The sequence below is a fragment of the Clostridium sp. FP2 genome, assembly GCF_011065955.2.
GTDB lineage: Bacteria > Bacillota > Clostridia > Clostridiales > Clostridiaceae > Clostridium_AD > Clostridium_AD tagluense.
On record NZ_JAAMNI020000001.1, the window covers coordinates 1761631 to 1779224 of the forward strand.

At 30.8% G+C, this 17594-nt stretch carries 23 protein-coding genes; 4 read left to right on the top strand and 19 right to left on the bottom strand.

All coding sequences use genetic code 11. The features are described from left to right. Window positions 1-130: 130 nt before the first annotated feature. A complete protein-coding gene (locus G9F71_RS08135; RefSeq protein ID WP_164948752.1) occupies window positions 131-451 on the top strand; it encodes a zinc ribbon domain-containing protein in 321 nt (106 codons plus the stop codon). 231 nt (window positions 452-682) lie between these two features. Here the strand turns inward: G9F71_RS08135 and G9F71_RS08140 are convergent, their stop codons facing one another. The 5 genes from G9F71_RS08140 to G9F71_RS08160 form a co-directional block, all read right to left on the bottom strand. Then, window positions 683-2008 (bottom strand): ComEC/Rec2 family competence protein, encoded by a 1326-nt coding sequence (locus G9F71_RS08140; RefSeq protein ID WP_164948753.1) that lies wholly within the window; start codon window positions 2006-2008, stop codon window positions 683-685. A gap of 53 nt (window positions 2009-2061) precedes the next feature. Next, on the bottom strand, window positions 2062-2505 hold the full coding sequence (locus tag G9F71_RS08145) for a TM2 domain-containing protein (protein ID WP_202017915.1): 444 nt from the start codon (window positions 2503-2505) through the stop codon (window positions 2062-2064). 572 nt (window positions 2506-3077) lie between these two features. Next, window positions 3078-3239: a hypothetical protein gene (locus G9F71_RS08150; RefSeq protein WP_164948754.1), complete on the bottom strand. Its 162-nt coding sequence runs from the start codon at window positions 3237-3239 to the stop codon at window positions 3078-3080. Window positions 3240-3282: 43 nt separating this feature from the next. After that, window positions 3283-3546 carry a hypothetical protein gene (locus tag G9F71_RS08155; protein WP_164948755.1) on the bottom strand — a complete coding sequence of 88 codons (264 nt, stop codon included), beginning with the start codon at window positions 3544-3546 and terminating at the stop codon, window positions 3283-3285. A gap of 10 nt (window positions 3547-3556) precedes the next feature. After that, entirely contained in the window at window positions 3557-4807 is a 1251-nt protein-coding gene (locus tag G9F71_RS08160; RefSeq protein ID WP_164948756.1) for a DNA polymerase IV, read from the bottom strand. A 212-nt stretch (window positions 4808-5019) separates the two neighbouring features. Between G9F71_RS08160 and G9F71_RS08165 the strand changes: the two genes are divergently transcribed. From G9F71_RS08165 to G9F71_RS08175, 3 genes are read left to right on the top strand one after another with little or no spacing between them, the layout of a single operon-like run. Further along, window positions 5020-5832 carry a Ku protein gene (locus G9F71_RS08165; RefSeq protein WP_164948757.1) on the top strand — a complete coding sequence of 271 codons (813 nt, stop codon included), beginning with the start codon at window positions 5020-5022 and terminating at the stop codon, window positions 5830-5832. After that, window positions 5832-6767 carry an RNA ligase family protein gene (locus G9F71_RS08170; protein WP_164948758.1) on the top strand — a complete coding sequence of 312 codons (936 nt, stop codon included), beginning with the start codon at window positions 5832-5834 and terminating at the stop codon, window positions 6765-6767. The genes G9F71_RS08165 and G9F71_RS08170 overlap by 1 nt, the downstream gene beginning before the upstream one ends. 30 nt (window positions 6768-6797) lie before the next feature. Then, window positions 6798-7169, top strand: a complete 372-nt coding sequence (locus G9F71_RS08175; RefSeq protein WP_164948759.1) for a hypothetical protein — start codon at window positions 6798-6800, stop codon at window positions 7167-7169. A 328-nt stretch (window positions 7170-7497) separates the two neighbouring features. Here the strand turns inward: G9F71_RS08175 and G9F71_RS08180 are convergent, their stop codons facing one another. From G9F71_RS08180 to G9F71_RS08245, 14 genes are all read right to left on the bottom strand, one after another. Beyond that, complete coding sequence (locus G9F71_RS08180) at window positions 7498-8118, bottom strand: hypothetical protein (protein WP_164948760.1); 621 nt, start codon at window positions 8116-8118, stop codon at window positions 7498-7500. 20 nt (window positions 8119-8138) lie between these two features. Next, a complete protein-coding gene (locus G9F71_RS08185) occupies window positions 8139-8654 on the bottom strand; it encodes a phage holin family protein (RefSeq protein WP_164948761.1) in 516 nt (171 codons plus the stop codon). Window positions 8655-8707: 53 nt separating this feature from the next. After that, a complete protein-coding gene (locus G9F71_RS08190; RefSeq protein WP_164948762.1) occupies window positions 8708-9718 on the bottom strand; it encodes a tyrosine-type recombinase/integrase in 1011 nt (336 codons plus the stop codon). Between the two features lie 73 nt (window positions 9719-9791). Next, window positions 9792-10544 carry a peptidoglycan recognition family protein gene (locus G9F71_RS08195; protein WP_164948763.1) on the bottom strand — a complete coding sequence of 251 codons (753 nt, stop codon included), beginning with the start codon at window positions 10542-10544 and terminating at the stop codon, window positions 9792-9794. A gap of 32 nt (window positions 10545-10576) precedes the next feature. Beyond that, window positions 10577-10849 carry a hypothetical protein gene (locus G9F71_RS08200; protein WP_164948764.1) on the bottom strand — a complete coding sequence of 91 codons (273 nt, stop codon included), beginning with the start codon at window positions 10847-10849 and terminating at the stop codon, window positions 10577-10579. 136 nt (window positions 10850-10985) lie between these two features. After that, window positions 10986-11150, bottom strand: coding sequence for a hypothetical protein (locus G9F71_RS08205; protein ID WP_164948765.1), 165 nt, complete (start codon window positions 11148-11150; stop codon window positions 10986-10988). Then, entirely contained in the window at window positions 11150-11452 is a 303-nt protein-coding gene (locus G9F71_RS08210) for a hypothetical protein (protein ID WP_164948766.1), read from the bottom strand. The genes G9F71_RS08205 and G9F71_RS08210 overlap by 1 nt, the downstream gene beginning before the upstream one ends. Window positions 11453-11477: 25 nt before the next feature. Further along, window positions 11478-12233 carry a hypothetical protein gene (locus G9F71_RS08215; RefSeq protein ID WP_164948767.1) on the bottom strand — a complete coding sequence of 252 codons (756 nt, stop codon included), beginning with the start codon at window positions 12231-12233 and terminating at the stop codon, window positions 11478-11480. A 34-nt stretch (window positions 12234-12267) separates the two neighbouring features. Continuing rightward, on the bottom strand, window positions 12268-13203 hold the full coding sequence (locus G9F71_RS08220; RefSeq protein WP_164948768.1) for a hypothetical protein: 936 nt from the start codon (window positions 13201-13203) through the stop codon (window positions 12268-12270). Window positions 13204-13219: 16 nt separating this feature from the next. Beyond that, window positions 13220-14170, bottom strand: a complete 951-nt coding sequence (locus G9F71_RS08225) for a hypothetical protein (RefSeq protein ID WP_164948769.1) — start codon at window positions 14168-14170, stop codon at window positions 13220-13222. Between the two features lie 34 nt (window positions 14171-14204). Beyond that, entirely contained in the window at window positions 14205-15323 is a 1119-nt protein-coding gene (locus G9F71_RS08230) for a hypothetical protein (protein ID WP_164948770.1), read from the bottom strand. 20 nt (window positions 15324-15343) lie between these two features. Continuing rightward, window positions 15344-16240: a hypothetical protein gene (locus G9F71_RS08235; RefSeq protein ID WP_164948771.1), complete on the bottom strand. Its 897-nt coding sequence runs from the start codon at window positions 16238-16240 to the stop codon at window positions 15344-15346. Window positions 16241-16264: 24 nt separating this feature from the next. Beyond that, window positions 16265-17290, bottom strand: coding sequence for a hypothetical protein (locus G9F71_RS08240; protein WP_207712050.1), 1026 nt, complete (start codon window positions 17288-17290; stop codon window positions 16265-16267). Between the two features lie 32 nt (window positions 17291-17322). Continuing rightward, window positions 17323-17535: a hypothetical protein gene (locus tag G9F71_RS08245; RefSeq protein WP_164948773.1), complete on the bottom strand. Its 213-nt coding sequence runs from the start codon at window positions 17533-17535 to the stop codon at window positions 17323-17325. Window positions 17536-17594 lie beyond the last annotated feature (59 nt).

Here is a 17594-nt window from a genome sequence, read left to right on the forward strand (position 1 = left end):
ATTAAAGTAGCATTTATTTATATAACTATATCATCATTATAAATAAATGCGAATGAAAAGTATATAGTTTTTAAAATTTATTTAAAAATATTACATAACATGTTATTATTTATAATAAGGAGGAGAGCGTATGAGTTTATTTAAAGGTTTAATAAAATGTAAAAAATGTGGAAAGAACTTTAATTTCAAGAATGATCATTCTCAATATATTTATCTCTGCTCAGGATATAAGAATTATGGCTCAAATTATTGCCAGAGAAATATTATATACGAAAGTGATCTTATAAATATAATTTCTTTACATCAAGAATTATCTTATAAAAGACGACTTTTAAATGAGGACGATATTAAAGAGGATATAAGTAAAATAGAAGTTGATATGGATAATATAATTATAAGCTATAAAGATGGGACTCAATCTGAATGGAATAAGTCAATATTATCAGTTTAATAATTTTAGGTCGAAAGAAAACAGTAAAACAATAAGAAGGGGAGAGTAAAATATAAAAAATAAGGCATATAAGTTACATTAATTTGTAATCTATATACCTTATTTTTTATATCGCTAAAACAACCTCAACGGTTACACGTAGATTTATTCTATTCCCCGAAAATTTCAGTTAATTTTTCAGTTTCTTCTGTATCAATAGTAATCATCCCATTATAAATATTAAGTGCATCATTATTGTGGTGGGGCACATTTACTGCATGGGCTGTAACTACTTTTAGCTTCGTCTAAAGTAACTTGCCTAGCTTTATCAGGGTTCATCCTACCACAGTTGTTTATCGAGTGATACTTATTCCCTGTCGCTGACAACCAAACCATTGTGCCACTATTTGTTTGTTTTGGAACCTCTTGAATTACTTTAGGTGCAGCTACTTTAGTTGAAGCTGATTTAACACTATTCATATTTGCGCTCTTGGTAGTAGTTTTAACCGCTACCTTTTCAGTAACACCAGTGTAACTTGCAGGTTTTACATTAAAATTAATATCTTTACCATTCGACGTAGCAATTATAGTACCATTTTCATCTGTTCTGTATACTACTATATTTTTATTTTTCAACTTGTCCATTGTTAATTGTGTAGGATGGCCGTAATCATTTCCCTTACCAACACTTATTACAGCATATTTAGGATTAACAGTATCTAAAAATTTTTGTCCTGTAGACGATTTACTACCATGATGACCTATTTTAATTACATCTGCACTTATATCCAATTGCTTTTGAAGTATTTGACCTTCTGAAATTGATTCAGCATCACCCATAAATATAAAGCTTGTATTACCAAATTTAAGCTTAGTGACTATTGAATAATTATTAGAGCCCTCATATGTTTCTGCATTTGGTGCTATAATGGTACATTCTGAATTTCCTATCTTAAATGTTTCTCCTACCTTCGGTACAGATACTTTCATATTCTTAGCTTTAATTGCGGTAACTACATCTTTAAATGTATCAGTTGTTTTAGTAACTTTAGGCATATATACCTTACCTATGTCAAAAGTCTTAATTACTGTGTCTAATCCTCCGATATGGTCTTCATCTGTGTGAGTACCTATTAGCACATCAATCTTCTCAACACCTTGTTTTTTTAAATAGTCTACTACTAATTTATCATCGCTATTATTCCCTGCATCAATAAGCATAGAATTGGATCCCTGTTGAATAAGGATAGAATCAGCTTGGCCAACATCAATGTAATGTACTTTTAACTCTCCTGCAACTAATTCATTATCCTTTTTAATAGTTTTAGTTTTAGAAACTACTGGAATTATGTCAGCTTTCTTTTCTTCGACTTTTGAAGCTAATTGTTTATTTGAAGCATTTACTTTCTCATCATTATTACTGTCTAAAACAGCAAAAGTACAAAACATTATAAATGTTAATGGTAAAGCAATATAGAATTTTTTATTTCTCAATTTTGGTTTAAATATAGACATAATGCTTATTCCCATAAATATTAAAAATGTCATTATAGATATAATTCCTAAAAACATATACATTTTAAAACACGTCCCTTCCATAACTGTATAAGATTATTTGTTTATTAATTTTACTATATGTAATATGTACTTGGTTTTGCTAGCAATGCTAAAAAATCTAAAACTATTCCTATACCACATAGTCCAAATGTAAATAGATAAATAATGCCCATTAATGATTTACCTTCATAGAATTTATGACCACCAACCCAACCCAAACATATGCATAAAACTAAAGCCATAATCTTGGATTTTGGATTACCCACAGGTGTTCCACTGACGTTATTTGTACTAACATTGCTATTTGCACTAGTGTTAGCGTTATTAATAATTATTTGTTGAGGTTGAACTGGTGCTTGTTGTGTTCCCATTTTAAATTCTTCAATCTGTCTACCACATTTAATGCATATCACTGCATCCATAGCTACTTTCTCTCCACAAAATTTACAAAACTTAGTTTCCATTCTATTTGATTCTAGCTTAGTCTCTGTTTTATTCAGGTCTAACTTAGTTTCCATTTTTATTCCGCCCCCCATTTAAAAATAAATTATAAGATTATCTTACTATATTATTAAAAATTTAACAATACAATCAATATATTACTTTGACACTGTGTATATTTATTTTATTGTTAACTTGAAATTCTCTTGCTATTAGCACCCTCTCAAGTGACATTCCTTAATCGATCATTTGGCTCTGTGGTGAATATATAGCGATCTGTGATAAGATATCAGTTATATGATTTCTTAACGTTTAAAATGTGTTTAATGAGTTCTCCCTAATTTTAAAGATAACCGCTATGCAATTGTTAAATAATTCCTTTAATTTGTTCGATACAGTGTATAATATTGTTTAAATAGTCTATAATTTAAATACCAATCCTTTTATTTGATAGCTAACGAAAACAATACTGCACTAGGTTACCCCCTAGGTGCAGTATTATTATTTATATCCGTAATTTAAGATCTATATTTTAAATGTTATAAAACGTTTTATTGATAGAAGGGTAAAGTTTCTCATAATATTGAAGATAATTCCACTTTTAACTGAATTCTAAATGAACAAAAATAAAAAAGCCCTAAGGATTCCCTCAGAACTTCGAACTATTTTTTAAATTGATAAATACAACCTCATTACATTTCTTACAAACTAATACCAATATACCATCTTCACAACTTCTAAACTCAAACTTTTCAATATTTACATCAGTTTTTATATCTTCTATGTTTCCACATTTACACATTAATTTCATTATATGTCCTCCATTTTGTCAAATATCATTAAACTATTATACATCAAATTTTAAATAATATCCATCTACAACTATTGAACTCGTATTTTATCTCATATAGCTTTTCGACTCCATCGATTGCGCTTTGGCACTTATATACTAGCATATTATTTCCTGCCAGTTTTTCTTTATCTACGCAAATAACTTTATCTATTTTTATAACAGAATAACTTTCATCTTCATTCGTAATCCGAAATCTTACAGGATTTATGTTGCCATTTACGTCAGTCCACGAGACCACTCCTATTGGTTTTGCTACAATTTTCATGTTATCACTCCTATAAAATAGATGACATTAATGGATAACCCTCTTCTCCTATACCTCCACACATAGCACTTAATCCAGAATTGAGAAAACAAGACTTACTAATAGCTTTACATCCATATTTTAATCTAATTCCATCGATTACTTTATTTAGTTTACTGTCTTTTTCATAGTCAAAAGTGTCTAATAGAGAACTTTGGTAAAAATCGTTATTACAAAAATCTGATATGTTCAGTCCTAAATGCCTTATTGGATTTCCTTTCCACACACTATCAAATAAAAAACAAACTATTTCATAAATCTTCATAGTTGAATCAGTTGCTACAACTAGTTTTTTTTGACGAGAATAAGATATCATGTCGCTTCCTCTAATGCTAACGGAGACTACAGTGCAGCAATTCTGAGAATCCCTTAAACGCATAGCTACAGTTTCACATAGAGATAATATAACTTTATGTGCCGTATCTGAATCTACTACATCAAACGGTATAGTCGTAGAATTTCCTATCCCTTTTGCTTCAATGTGATTGCTTTTTCTAACGTCTGACGTTTCAATTCCATTTGCATAGTTCCAAATTACTTGCCCATGACTTTTTAGTTTATTCTTTAATATTCGTATATCATATTGTGCCAAATCGCCAATAGTATTAATGTTTAGATTGTGCAATTTAGGGGATGTCGCTCGACCTATCATAAACATATCTTCAACAGGTAGTGGCCACATTTTCTTTTTAATTTCATGAGGAAACAATGTGTGTATTCTATCGGGTTTGGTGAAATCGGATGCAACTTTTGCAAGCAACTTATTATTAGATATCCCTATATTTACAGTAAACCCAAGTTCCTTCTTTATCCTCTCTTTTATAGTTTCAGCTAGTTCCATATAGTTTGGATATAAATGCTCCATGTTAGAAAAATCTAGGAAGCTTTCGTCTACACTAAATCTTTGAATTTGTGGCGTATATTCTTGAAATATTTGATGCATTGCTGAACTACACTGCATATATAATGAATATCTCGGAGGTACTATTACTAACTCTGGACACTTAGCTCTGGCATTATATAAGGTTTCTCCAGTCTGTATATTAAACTTTTTAGCTGGGATAGATTTTGTCAAAACTATTCCATGTCTGCTTTCTTCATCTCCACCTATCACCGATGGAATTGTTCTAAGATCTAATTGCTCTCCCTGTTGAAGCCTGTAGGTAGCTTCCCAGGATAAATAGGCACTATTTGCATCTATATGAAATATGAGTCTGCTCATAAATATTTTCCTTTCTGCTAAGTATTATATTTTAATATTAGAACATAAGTTCGTAATTATTATATCCTACTTTAATGATTTTTAGAAGTAATTTATTTTTCCAAATTAAGACATTATTTTTAACTTGCATAGAAATAACAAGATTGAAATGATTAATAGTAAATAAATTAAGTTTTGGTTATACTAATAAAAAAGTAAGAGAGGTGTTAATAATGGCGGTAGCTCATAAAACAGTTATTTCCTTTGGCCTTGTTGCCATTCCGATATCTATGTATACTGCTACTCAAGATAATGATATACACTTTAACCAGCTCCACAAAGAAGATAATTCAAGGATAAAATATAAGAAGACTTGCGCTCACTGTGGAAAAGAGATTATTACGAAAGATATTATCAAAGGATATGAATATGATAAAGAGCATTACGTGGTTGTAACAGATGACGATTTAGAAAAAATTAAAACTGAGAAAGAAAAATCAATACAAATAATGCATTTTGCACAGCTTAATCAAATATCACCAATTTATTATGATAAAACATATCAAGCTACTCCTCTAGCAGGTGGGGACAAAGCTTTTGAATTACTACGGGCTGCGCTTATGAGCGAGCAAAAGATTGCAATAGGTAAGACGGTAATGGGAACAAAAGAAACTTTACTTGCTATAATTCCTCGTGAGGATGGAATATTAATTTCTACAATGTATTATGAGGACGAAATTAAAGACCTTGCTAAATCCTACAATAAGCCAGAATTAGTAGAGGCTGAGGTTACGATGGCAAAGGCATTAATCAACTCAATGATAACTCCTTTCGAGCCTGCTGAATATAAGGATGAATACCAAATAAAGCTACGTGAGTTACTTGAAACAAAAATAGCTGGTAAAGATATCGTTGCCTCTAAGTCTGAAGCTCCAAATAATATTATTAATCTTATGGATGCATTAAAGGCTAGTATTGAGCAAAATAAAGTTAACGAAACTCCAAAGCCTAAAGAAAAACGTAAAAAAACTTCTAAAGGTGCATAATGGATTTGTTTGAGAGCAAAGGAATAAAACCTATGTTGATAGGTGAGGCTCAAGAGGCTTTTGACAGCTTGGATTATATTTACGAGTTAAAGCTCGATGGTCATCGGTGTATAGCTTATCTTGATAAGGATTCCTCAGATTTACGAAATAAGCGAGATATTAAAATGCTTTCAAAATTTCCAGAACTTTTAAATATAAACAAGCAAGTCAAGTATCGTTGTATTTTAGATGGCGAATTGATTGTTATCAAGGATGGCAAGCCAGACTTTCCGGAGATTCAGAGGCGCTCTCTATTGTCGAACACCTTTAAGATTCAACTTGCATCCGCTAAACTGTCGGCCAGCTTTACAGCATTTGATATCCTTTATTATAAGGATCATTCAGTTATAGACTTACCATTGATGGAGCGTAAAATGCTACTAGAAAAAAACATAAAGGAAAATGAGCGCATTGCTGTTTCTCGCTACATCGAGGAACGTGGGATTCAGTTTTATCAACTTGCCAAACAAAATGAACTTGAAGGAATAGTTGCTAAGATGAAAGATAGCAAATATTATTTTGATAAGAAGACTAAGGATTGGATTAAAATTAAATACCTACTTGATGATGACTTTGTAGTATGTGGATATATTCTTAAGGAGAACGGTGCAATCAGCATTGTTCTTGGTCAATATTCAGGCAAAGAACTGGTATGTAAGGGTCATGTTACGTTGGGAATATCAACAGAGGATTTTAAATCAATAGAATCAATGCCTAGAATAAATTCTCACCCTTTTTATGAATTGCCTTCTGGGAACGATAATGCTATATGGATAAAACCTGGCCTTGTATGTATTGTAAAATATATGACAAAAACAGCAAATGGTTCATTGCGACAACCTGTATTTAAAGGTCTTAGGGTAGACAAAGACCCCAAAGATTGTATCGTAGAATAACTCCATTCAATTTAGCAGGGAGAGATAATTATGTATAATGAAGGCCAAATTAAATACAAAAATAACAATATTACACTAATTGAGGACAATGAAGATATTGCAAAAATTGATATTACAACATCTAAAGGTCACATGTTTAGAGATAAAGCATTAATGATTGCAGACGATCAGCGTGGAGGAGATTTTACTGCATTAGTTTCAAATCTTACAGAGATAGAAAAAGAAAATCTATTTAATGCACTAGATGCAAGCTTACATAATTATACCGATACCAGTGCATATATGACAGATAAGATTGCGGATTTAGAAGGCCAGATAGATAATTTAACTGAGTCAACTTGTGATACTGAAGAAGAAAGTGCATTTGACGGTGAGTATGATTTTTATGAAAGCGAACTCTAAAATCGTACTAAAATTTAAATTGTCAACCTCATACACAAGAAAAAAATAACCCATATAAATTACAAATTAATGTAACTTATATGGGTTATTTATAGTAATACTGGGACTGCCAATGCAGCTAAAATAAATATAACTGCTACAAATGTTACTAAGTTTAATTTTATAAAACTTCTTTTTGATTTATACATGCAATTACCTCTTTTGTTTTTCTTTAAATTGTTGACATTAATTATAACTTTTAATCAAAAAAATAAGGTAATACATAAAATCTCAGTTAAGAGAAAAAATGTACTACCTTATTTTTGTAACTTGAAATTCATATTTTATATTATTGAACTGGTGCGATAGTTGCTAAAATATCTTGAATTTTAGAAATAGCACTAGCTACATCTACAACCGGTAATATTGGAGCCACTGGTGTCTCAGGAACCATTCCCGATTCTACAGTTGTTGCCGAAACTGGTTCTGAAACTGTCTCAACTGGAATAGCTATAGTTTCCTCTATGGGTGCTGTAACCTCATTAGTTTCTACAGGTGTAATTACTTCCGTTTCTGTTTTAATCTCTGCTGCTATTTCATTAGGAGCTTGTACGGTATCAGGTTTAACTTCCACAGGGGACACTATAACACTAGTACCTGGAACCATTTGAACAGAAGCGTATTCTTTAAATTTAGAAAGTGAGAAGGTAATAGCTCTCTTAACATTATCTTCTGATACAAATAATTTAATTACTCTTGGGAGTTCTCCATAAGCCGTATCTAATACATAAGTAAACTTTTCTGGATTAGTTGCATCCAATGATTGAGCCTCAGATACAAGAGAATAAATCCCTGTATATACTCTTTGTCTGTCCTTGGCAATTAAAGCAGAGATTATCCCCACTATAATTATTCCTAAAGTTGTTAATACACTTGAATTGTTTGATATAAAATTTGTGATTGTGTTCATTTTACATTCCTCCTAATTATTTATTTATTTTTGTTTGTTTCGATTACTTCATTCTTTTTATTCTTTATATACTTTAAAAATGGTTTAAAAAATGCAAAACCCGAGGCAATAAAATTCTCAAAAATACTTGAGGTCTCAACTAATATTAAAAGTGTATAAAAAGTATTTGAAATTATACTCCCACCAATCATTTGTGGTATAACTATAAATTGATGAGCCATATATAAAACTGGTGAGTATAATATTGTCTTTACACAAACCCCATTTTTTAATGCCCTTGAAGTTAATATAGCAGGCTTTTCAGTCCAACCTTTTAAGTAATTGTGAATACTAAATTCTCCATATTTCATTACTACCAATGAAGCTTGTTTTGTTATTAAATCTATTACGATGAGGACTAGTATAAAGACTAGAACCTGCTTTGGATAACCTATAGCTCCAAGAAAGATCGAGATTATGACAGATAGACATAATAGTGTCTTGTTAAGCATTGACTGTAAAATTATCAATGCTTGATTGAATATTTCTGCAAACATTTTGATGCTCTCCTTTCAAATTTGAATTTGTCACCTTCTTTCCTTTTGTAGATTTAGTCAGTGAATGCATCATCTGCATCGTCCGTGTCTTCTCTAATAACATAAATTTTTGTGGTTTCTACACTCTTATGTCCTAATAATTTCTGAGCGGTTTCTAAATCTTTACCTGAATGCAATACAAGATTTGTAGCCCGACTTTCTCTGAACAAATGTGGATGTACTCGTCTTCCTACAATTGAAGCAAATAATTTCTTGCACCAATAATTAAAATTCTCAGGAGGTCTGCCATGAGCCCCATTTTTGTCTTTAATAACAAACATATATGGGCAATCATCTTCTCCACGAAACTCTAGCCAGTTCTTTAAGGCTTCCATAGCTTCCTCTGAGAATTGTAATTTTCTAACCTTCCCTACAACTCCCTTACCCTTACAACGTATGTCGTGGGTTCTGTATGAGGTAACTTCTATCTCTGTTTCGTTTCCTTGATCATCTTTTACTTTTGATTTTCCTATTTTGGGTTTATAATTGACAACCTCTTTTAAGAGCAAGGAACTTTCAGTACGCCTACAACCTGTAGAGTATGTAAACTTTAGATATGCTAATTTCTCCCATTCTCCAAGTTTTTCTAACTCATCACATAAGTGAAGATATTCAGTAGGAGTTAATGGTTTCTTTTCATTTACTTCTCCAAGGCTTGGAACCTTAATTCCTTTATTGACAAAGTTTCTAAATGTAGGATACTGCTTCTGATAATAAAGCATGATGTAATTATTTAATGTACTTACAGAAGCTCTTTTAAATCTAATAGCACTTTCTCCTAACCCATTGTTGTACAACCAACTTTGAAATTTTTTATAATCTATACTTTCAACCTCATACAAAGGCTTATTTTTACAAAATTCTCTAATATAATTTATCCAAATTCTTAATGATGATCTGTACTGTGGTTTAGTTTGAGGAGAAAGCTCGTCACTATTATCTATAAACTCTTCGATTATCTGTTTATTGTAATCATTACATAGTTGATACATTTCTTCCGTTAAGTTCGCTAATTTTTTAGCCATATATTTCGTCACTCCTTATTTTTACGCATAATAAAAAGCAAGAAATTAATTCTTGCTTTACTTCTATTCTTATTTAACCTTTACACAATTTATTTATCTTCTGATAAGCTGCCTCTGTATTTGTACCCCAATATCCATCCTCGTCAATTGGTAATCTTGTGTCTGTGATTTTATTGAACCAGATTTGGAAAGACTTGCAATACTTGTATTTTTTACCTTTGTTAATATAACTTAAAAGAAAATCAAGAGAATTTTGTGTCAATATACCATAAAATCCATCCTCATCAAGTCTCGTCCCCGTTCCTGTTTCTTTGTTATAGAAAATTTGCCAAGCTTTGCAATATCTTTCACTTGATTTATTTGGAACAGAAGGGGATGTAGACGAGTTTACTAATCGCTTAATCTCAGTTAATGGATAATTAGTACCTGGACAGTCGGTTGAATAGGGCACTTCTTTATGTCCTTTAATGTCATTTACTCCATGTCTGCCACATATATCTTTGCACAAACCAACTATTGTTTGTTTCTGTATTTCATTCATTGTTTCTGTCATAAAATCACCTTCAGCACAAATTGAGATACTACATCTATTTACTCCAGTACAATGTGAACCTTGTGCTTTTTCTGGTCTACCTCGATATATATTACCTTTCTTATTTACAAAGTAGTGATAACCACACATTGTCCATCCATTATTTAAGTGCCAAGTATTTATATCTTGAATTGTACAGTTTTTAGCCTCTGCATGATGTAGTACTATCATTTTTGGTATATTATTATAATTTAAATCTCCATTTCTTCTAAGATTTGTTTCTATGACATTCATTTTTCTATATTCCTTCTTCCATATTTTATATATTATTTTCTTTGTATTCCTAATATTTTCATTGACTCTTTTATGGTCTTAGCAATTTCTTTTTTAGCTACGTCTATTTCATCCATTTTTAATATTTGCATACATAATGCTAATAAATTAGCTTGTACCTCTTTTGATGTATCTCTATCTTCTTCTGTTACTTTTAATTGTCTTTCTAAGTGTTTTATTTCATTTAATAATGCTTGAGTATATGCACTTTTTTCTTCCTCATATGTCATTTTTGTATTTACCTTTACGTTATTTTTACATTCCATTGTGTTTACTCCTTTTATTTCCTTATTTTAAAACAATCATTTTAATAGTGTATTTGACATATTTTTCTAATAATTAAAAGGCAAAATAAAAAAGATATATTCCTATATCTCAACTTCGCCTTTTAAAATCTTGAATTTATATTATTACTTTACTGTGTAAAATTATCCAATCTTCAATAGCTTTTTTATATTCTGCATTAATTATGTCAGACAAAAGAAAAATTTGATGTGTCTTTGGATTTTCACCTTTATCCATGATTCTATTTGCAATTATTTCAACTACTATCATACTAACTTCCATTAAAATATACCTCCTTCAATATTTTTATTTGTGTTTAATAACATTTCATTTTCTAATCTTTTAAGTTTTTCTTCTGTTGTTTCTGCATACTCAATTTTATTATCAATTATAATTTTTTTTGTAACAACGTCTATATGATATTTAATTACTTCCTTCAATGTTGTGTCTCCGAAAGGTAAATCTATATAATCAATTTCTAAAGGTCTTAGTCCTTCTTGTAAACTACCTTGCATTTCATCAAAACAATCATTTAAAACTTTACCTGTTAATTTATCATATATTATTCTTTTTCCTATTTGCATTTATAATCACGTCCTTTTCTTTTTATTATTCGAATGCTATCCAATCCCATGTTCCTACGAATTCATTAGCACTACTAAGGGCAAACTTAAATCCACCATCTGCTATATATGACCATGGAGGAGAATTTATTTCCTGATGTCCTAATGTCATTCCAGAACTCCATAAATCATGGTAATACGGGTAATACATTCCCATTTTGGAAGTATACATAACACCGCAACCATAACCTGTTTGTTTGCTACACATAATTGTACTAGGTTTAAAACTTAATCCATTAACTGTTATAGCATATCCATTAGTATACATAGCATTGTAAGTGCCACTTGCAAATTTTTTACCGCCTAAACTTGTTAATGTTGCTATTCCCGTTCGTAAAATTCCGTCAGCATTTGTAAAAGTTTTACCACTTATTACATCTAATTCAACTGCGTTTCCTCCTCCTGTTTTAATTGCATTTATTCCTGCTATAAGGTCGATAAAATCCTTACTTATAGGTATTACTTTTTTGCCGATAGTTGCGGAATAAATACCATCTTTCCAACTAACGACAGAGGTTTTTAAATCTGTAATTTGTTTCGTTGTATCCGTAAATTGTGACGTAACGCTTCCATTTAGAGTTACTATCTTATCTACTATTTCCTCCAATGCCCCTTCAACATTCGTTGCACCTATTTTATTGTTTTTATCGGTTATATCTACTATATCTGCATCAGTTTTGAAATGATAAGACTTTAAACCATTTCCATCTATGTCATAATTATATTCTGCTTTTATTGTCATAAAATTTAATCCCCTTTCTTTTATATTATTTCTATTATAATGTTTTTAAGAATACTAGATTCTTTGTATTCGTCGTAGGTAATATTACTCCTGTTTGAATAGTAACAAAATCACCAGCATGTTTTCCGTCAACAGTATCTGCATTCTTAGCACTATTAACATTAAAATTACTAGGATTATATACATACATATTTATAGAGTCACTTCCTCCCCATAACCAAGGAGGTTGTCCATCTTTCCCATTCCAATTAAATGTTTTTCCTCCTACTGTATCAGCATTAGCAACGCTTCCACCGATTGCCACCGAAGCTTTAACTTCATTTATAGCACCTTTCAAGGTTTTATTTGTAGTTGCTAAATCTTCTAAACCTACTAGATTGTTAACTTCTGTTTCAGTACAATAAATATCGTGCGTATGGTTTGTATTGCTTTTGCCTCCTAATAAAGTATTTGTTTCTGTTTTATTAAATACATCAGGTCTTCCCGAAATATTATTATAGTCTAAATAATAACTTCCTTCTTTTCCTTCTAACATATCAGCATCCAACCCACTATTTACACCATCTATAGCTTTTATCATGATTAGGATTTCTTGTGCAGTAGGGTTCGCTTGAGCACTTTCTTGTATATTATTTAATTTATTTTTTAGTATTGTAGTAAAATCTTCGGTGCTTAATTGTTTCCCGGATACTATGTCCACCTTTTTAGATAATTCTGCAATTACCGTTTGGGCATAATGTGGGTCATCGTTTAAGGATTTTGCCAATTCCATAATAGTATCTACCATTTCTGGAGGAGTACCACCTAGAATTTTTGTAAATTTATCTTCAATTTCTTGTTTGTTAAAGACTTGTGTCTTATCATATTTTTTAGATAGTTCTGTGACTACATAATCTTTATCTGTTTTCCTATCAATTTCATCTTTAAATTCTTGACTTAAAACGACTCGGTTGATTTTATCAATCCCCATTAAATTTCACCTGCCTTCATTCAATAACTCTCAGCCAAGTCATTCCTTTTTTTGGAACTGGTTTAGTAGCACTTTGTATTACATTATTTCCTATTTTATCTTTTAAATTGGTATCTAACATATTTTCTGTAATAATTATAGGGTCGTATCCGCCTTCTTGATGTGTAGATGCATGTTTAAAATATAGTTTTCCTACATTTTTATAATACTTTATAATTACCTCTGTTCCTGTTACTATTAAATTCTTAGCATTGCCTTTTATAATTATTTTCTTATATTGACCATCAGCTTTTATTTCATAATCCTCGTAGGGTATTTGTTGGCTACCATTTATACTCAAGTCTATATTTTCTGGGTCAATATTTAAAATTGCCTCTGGTGGTAGACTTAGATTAAATCCATTTGTAAAAATATCATATTCTACTTGTCCATCTATTGTAGAATTCCACTTTTGCCAATATCGTTTTGTTCTAGTATCCATTTCAGATAACTGAATTTCCTTTTGATTAACAAGATTTATAAAATAATCTTTCTTATCTTTTATCTCGGCTTGTTTTATATTTACAAAATCCGTTGTTTCTTGTTGTTTGTTATTGGTATATGTTAATATCCCATCCATTTTTGCAGTAGTAAAATTATTAACTTCTGTTTTTTTATCAGTAATAAAAGTAGTCATTTCTGTTTGCTTTAATTGGATAAAACCATTCACATTAGAGTTGAAAAATCTTTCTAATGATTTTACAGCATCACCGATATTATTAACGTTAAAAGCATTGAATAATACTACTTTTAATCCTGGATTATTTTCAATTAAATTTTGTGCCGAAGTTATATCTTTAGCCTTTATAAGTGCTTGATACTGCTCCATGAGCACGACTTCCGAAGCACTCAAGTCTCTCATCCTCGAGAAATCATCAACTTGGTCTGGAAATTTTGTATTTGGCAGATCCGAGTATGTGTTCGACATATCGTTTATCCTCCTTAATATTATTGTTTAATTGTTAAACTGTTTCATAATATAATTTTTCAACTTCGACATTGCTTAATGAGTTATCGAAGGGGATATTGAATCGACAAACTCTATGCCTTCCAATAACTCCGCTACTCTCATTCTTCAAAAGTACAATCATATTAGGCTCTAAATCGTATATTGGGACTATGGGTATTGAGACTTTCTCATTAAGACTGCTATGCAAAAGCATATTATATTCAGCCCTCATTTTAGCTTGCTCTGGTGTCTGTATTTTACTATCGCTGATTGGTAGTTTTCTACTTCCTATCTTGGCAATACTGAATGGACTGTTTTCATCATTATTCTGTAACGTATATTTGATTTGATTCCCATTGCTTAACAATAACCCCCATATAGCAATATCGTTTCTAATATTCTCCCAGTCGGGGCTGTTAGAATACTCCATTATTAATCTCCCATCAGAAAAATCATAATTGACTGCATCATTTTTTCTATCTTTTATTTTTCTATATACGAAGAATCCATTTTTATCATAGAAATATTCATATCCCATATATAGATTTTTAATTTCATCCAATATACTTGTTATTGTATCTGTTTCAGATTTTTTAATTTCAGACGACAAGGTCATCCCTTCTACATCAGAAATCATTATTTTAGTTTCTCCACTTAACATTACTAAATTTCTTATACATTCGCTTAAAGGCTCACCTTCTTTTAACAAAGTAGCGATATTAAAACTTCCACTTATTTGCCCATTTAGCCAGCACATTTTATCTAAACCTTTTAGACTCAATTCTAATTTTCCATTTGCAGAAGTTATCTGAGGATTACTCATAAAAAATATTCCCTGTTTGTACCACACTTTTTCTTTTGTTCTTGTATCTCTCACTCCATTGTAGGGAACAAATTTTTTATCTAGCCATATCTTAGAACCGGGAGCTGGTAACAAAGTCTTATCCCTAATAACTATGGTCAAATCGGAATTTCTTCTGATAGTGCTGCCGGCATCAACATTTACCCCTCCAGATATGCAAACTCCTTCTAAGGTGGATTCTATGTTTTCATTGAAATCCAGTATATCTATTTTTGTAAATATCTCTCTTTGACGCTGATTTAAAACATTATATTCTAACTGTGTAGCCAACTCACACATCTCCTTCCTGACTAAATCAATATATCTACTAACCCTAAATCATACAAATCTTCTTGGTTATTAGCGTCGCCCATCTCAGTCCAGTTGAATGAACATCTTGCTAACGCTTGCTTTGTTTCATTTAAATATGTTGTGCTAGGACTTTCTGCAATTCCTATAATCCACATGTTTCCATTTGAATCCTTGAGTATTTTAGAAGTACCACTAGACAAAAAATCTTCGAGTTGATTTCTTAACTTGATTTCGACTTTTCTGTCTGTTATAACACTCTCATCGATGGTTTGTTGAGAAACTACTAATGCAGTCACACTACCTGTGTCATAATACATATCTCCATTTTTAACTATGATAGGGAACCTCGAACCTAACGGCTTATAAACGCTAGAACTTATATTTCTTGTTTTTGTACCATATTCTAAATCACAAGATAGTTTATAAGAACTATTTATATCTAATATAAAAGCACTATCGAACTCAGAGAGTATTTTATTGTTGTTATAATCGCCCTCATTACCGTTATCCATAACTGGAACTATTGCGTATTCATATTCTTGACTCGATTCATTTAAACTATCATATATTTCAACCTGGTCTTCTGTATAAGGAATGTCTCTTATAGTCATCCAATTGCTTATTTCTTCTATTTTTCTTCTTTTTACTCTCAGCACAGATATTAACAATCCTGCAAAATCTATGTTTCCAGCAGAGGTGTTACCTTTGAACTTAGCTAAAAATAATGTTAGAAAAGTCCAATCTTCTCTGCTTTTATTAAATGGTTTTACTACATTGTTTATTAATAACTCGTCTAAAATAATTTTGCTTGCTTCTATTTTATTTATTTTACCAACTGTATTATAGCTTGGAGTCAAGCTATCTTGGTCGGATAAAAAATTATATCCTAAGAACATTCTGTATTATCACCTCTATTTTTCTTATTCTTCCACAGCATATAAATTTAACAAATCATCTATTTGTTGCAAGCCTATAACTATTTTTTTATTCGGATCACTCATATCAAAATCCGTATATATCGAATAATTGATTGCTCCAACTATTTTGTTACAATATATTTTGCTCCCGATTCTCTTTAAAATTATTCTGTGTTTTGCTGAATCTGTATCATTTTCTCCACACATAATATAAAATTCACTATTATCTACAAGGTTATATCCATACATTTTTGCATCAAAATCATTGCTTATAGAAATTCCTTTATTATAAGTAATTATATTATTTCTTAAATCAATTTTCTCATTTTCAATATAAATATATGGATTTGTCGGCGTTTTTGCTTCAATTCTTATTATATTTGTTGTTATTTTTATTTGACCTTTATCAAACAAATTCTCAAGTATAAGGCTACTGGCTATTTGAGGGGTAATGTAATTAACAGAAAAATTTAGCAACCCAGTTGTATTTGTCATTCCACTTTTCATTACAACTGCCATCTCGATTTTATACTGCTCATTATCAGATAACCCTACGAAAGAATGTTGTAATAATCCATCTGTTTTAGTCACAGAAGCACCTATAAGTAACCCATTCCTATCATATAATATAAACTTATAGCTGCTCAATATATCCCCTTCTGATTGGGTTAAGGAGCCTTGAAACGAATAATTAGATAAGTTCACACTAAACAAATTAACAATGCCTAATGCGGGCATAGATAACACTATAATCAATATCTCATCAGAGAAGTCTGACCAATTGTTATCCTTGTCTGCGACTCTAATTTTTATCTTATATATACTTCCGTTTGTCAATAAATTTGGCAGCAAAGTATGATTGAAGTTAAAAGTGGTTTGTTCTTGATTGTATTCAACTACTCCAGTAGAATTATTTACTGCGACTAAATTGTTTTTTACTGCTTGTTCTCCATTTGAATATAAGAATTTAAGTAGTTTCTGTGTATTACTTGGAAACGGAGAAGTGCTTAATAGTTGAGGTCTTCCCATTGTCATTTTTACTTAATCACCAACTTTCTTATTTAATTTGGTTTCTTAGCGAGGATATATTTATCTGTATTAAAACTATTATTTCCTATGATTATTATTACGACATCTCTGATTGCAAAAATTTTATTATCTAATGCATAAATTTCACTCTCAATATCGTTAATAGTTACTCCATATTTCCCGTTGCCAAATACACTTGTTACTAAGCCATAGTCCATTGTCTTTATTGGGGAGTCATTTATCATAGGTTTAGCTGTAGCTGCTACTGATTTTAATATATTGTCTTGAATTTTTCTTATATTGA

Bases quoted from the DNA above. Each gene is read 5' to 3' on its own strand.
- G9F71_RS08135 (WP_164948752.1), top strand. From the start codon at position 131: ATGAGTTTATTTAAAGGTTTAATAAAATGTAAAAAATGTGGAAAGAAC.
- G9F71_RS08140 (WP_164948753.1), bottom strand. From the start codon at position 2,008: ATGTATATGTTTTTAGGAATTATATCTATAATGACATTTTTAATATTT.
- G9F71_RS08145 (WP_202017915.1), bottom strand. From the start codon at position 2,505: ATGGAAACTAAGTTAGACCTGAATAAAACAGAGACTAAGCTAGAATCA.
- G9F71_RS08150 (WP_164948754.1), bottom strand. From the start codon at position 3,239: ATGAAATTAATGTGTAAATGTGGAAACATAGAAGATATAAAAACTGAT.
- G9F71_RS08155 (WP_164948755.1), bottom strand. From the start codon at position 3,546: ATGAAAATTGTAGCAAAACCAATAGGAGTGGTCTCGTGGACTGACGTA.
- G9F71_RS08160 (WP_164948756.1), bottom strand. From the start codon at position 4,807: ATGAGCAGACTCATATTTCATATAGATGCAAATAGTGCCTATTTATCC.
- G9F71_RS08165 (WP_164948757.1), top strand. From the start codon at position 5,020: ATGGCGGTAGCTCATAAAACAGTTATTTCCTTTGGCCTTGTTGCCATT.
- G9F71_RS08170 (WP_164948758.1), top strand. From the start codon at position 5,832: ATGGATTTGTTTGAGAGCAAAGGAATAAAACCTATGTTGATAGGTGAG.
- G9F71_RS08175 (WP_164948759.1), top strand. From the start codon at position 6,798: ATGTATAATGAAGGCCAAATTAAATACAAAAATAACAATATTACACTA.
- G9F71_RS08180 (WP_164948760.1), bottom strand. From the start codon at position 8,118: ATGAACACAATCACAAATTTTATATCAAACAATTCAAGTGTATTAACA.
- G9F71_RS08185 (WP_164948761.1), bottom strand. From the start codon at position 8,654: ATGTTTGCAGAAATATTCAATCAAGCATTGATAATTTTACAGTCAATG.
- G9F71_RS08190 (WP_164948762.1), bottom strand. From the start codon at position 9,718: ATGGCTAAAAAATTAGCGAACTTAACGGAAGAAATGTATCAACTATGT.
- G9F71_RS08195 (WP_164948763.1), bottom strand. From the start codon at position 10,544: ATGAATGTCATAGAAACAAATCTTAGAAGAAATGGAGATTTAAATTAT.
- G9F71_RS08200 (WP_164948764.1), bottom strand. From the start codon at position 10,849: ATGGAATGTAAAAATAACGTAAAGGTAAATACAAAAATGACATATGAG.
- G9F71_RS08205 (WP_164948765.1), bottom strand. From the start codon at position 11,150: ATGGAAGTTAGTATGATAGTAGTTGAAATAATTGCAAATAGAATCATG.
- G9F71_RS08210 (WP_164948766.1), bottom strand. From the start codon at position 11,452: ATGCAAATAGGAAAAAGAATAATATATGATAAATTAACAGGTAAAGTT.
- G9F71_RS08215 (WP_164948767.1), bottom strand. From the start codon at position 12,233: ATGACAATAAAAGCAGAATATAATTATGACATAGATGGAAATGGTTTA.
- G9F71_RS08220 (WP_164948768.1), bottom strand. From the start codon at position 13,203: ATGGGGATTGATAAAATCAACCGAGTCGTTTTAAGTCAAGAATTTAAA.
- G9F71_RS08225 (WP_164948769.1), bottom strand. From the start codon at position 14,170: ATGTCGAACACATACTCGGATCTGCCAAATACAAAATTTCCAGACCAA.
- G9F71_RS08235 (WP_164948771.1), bottom strand. From the start codon at position 16,240: ATGTTCTTAGGATATAATTTTTTATCCGACCAAGATAGCTTGACTCCA.
- G9F71_RS08240 (WP_207712050.1), bottom strand. From the start codon at position 17,290: ATGGGAAGACCTCAACTATTAAGCACTTCTCCGTTTCCAAGTAATACA.
- G9F71_RS08245 (WP_164948773.1), bottom strand. From the start codon at position 17,535: ATGATAAATGACTCCCCAATAAAGACAATGGACTATGGCTTAGTAACA.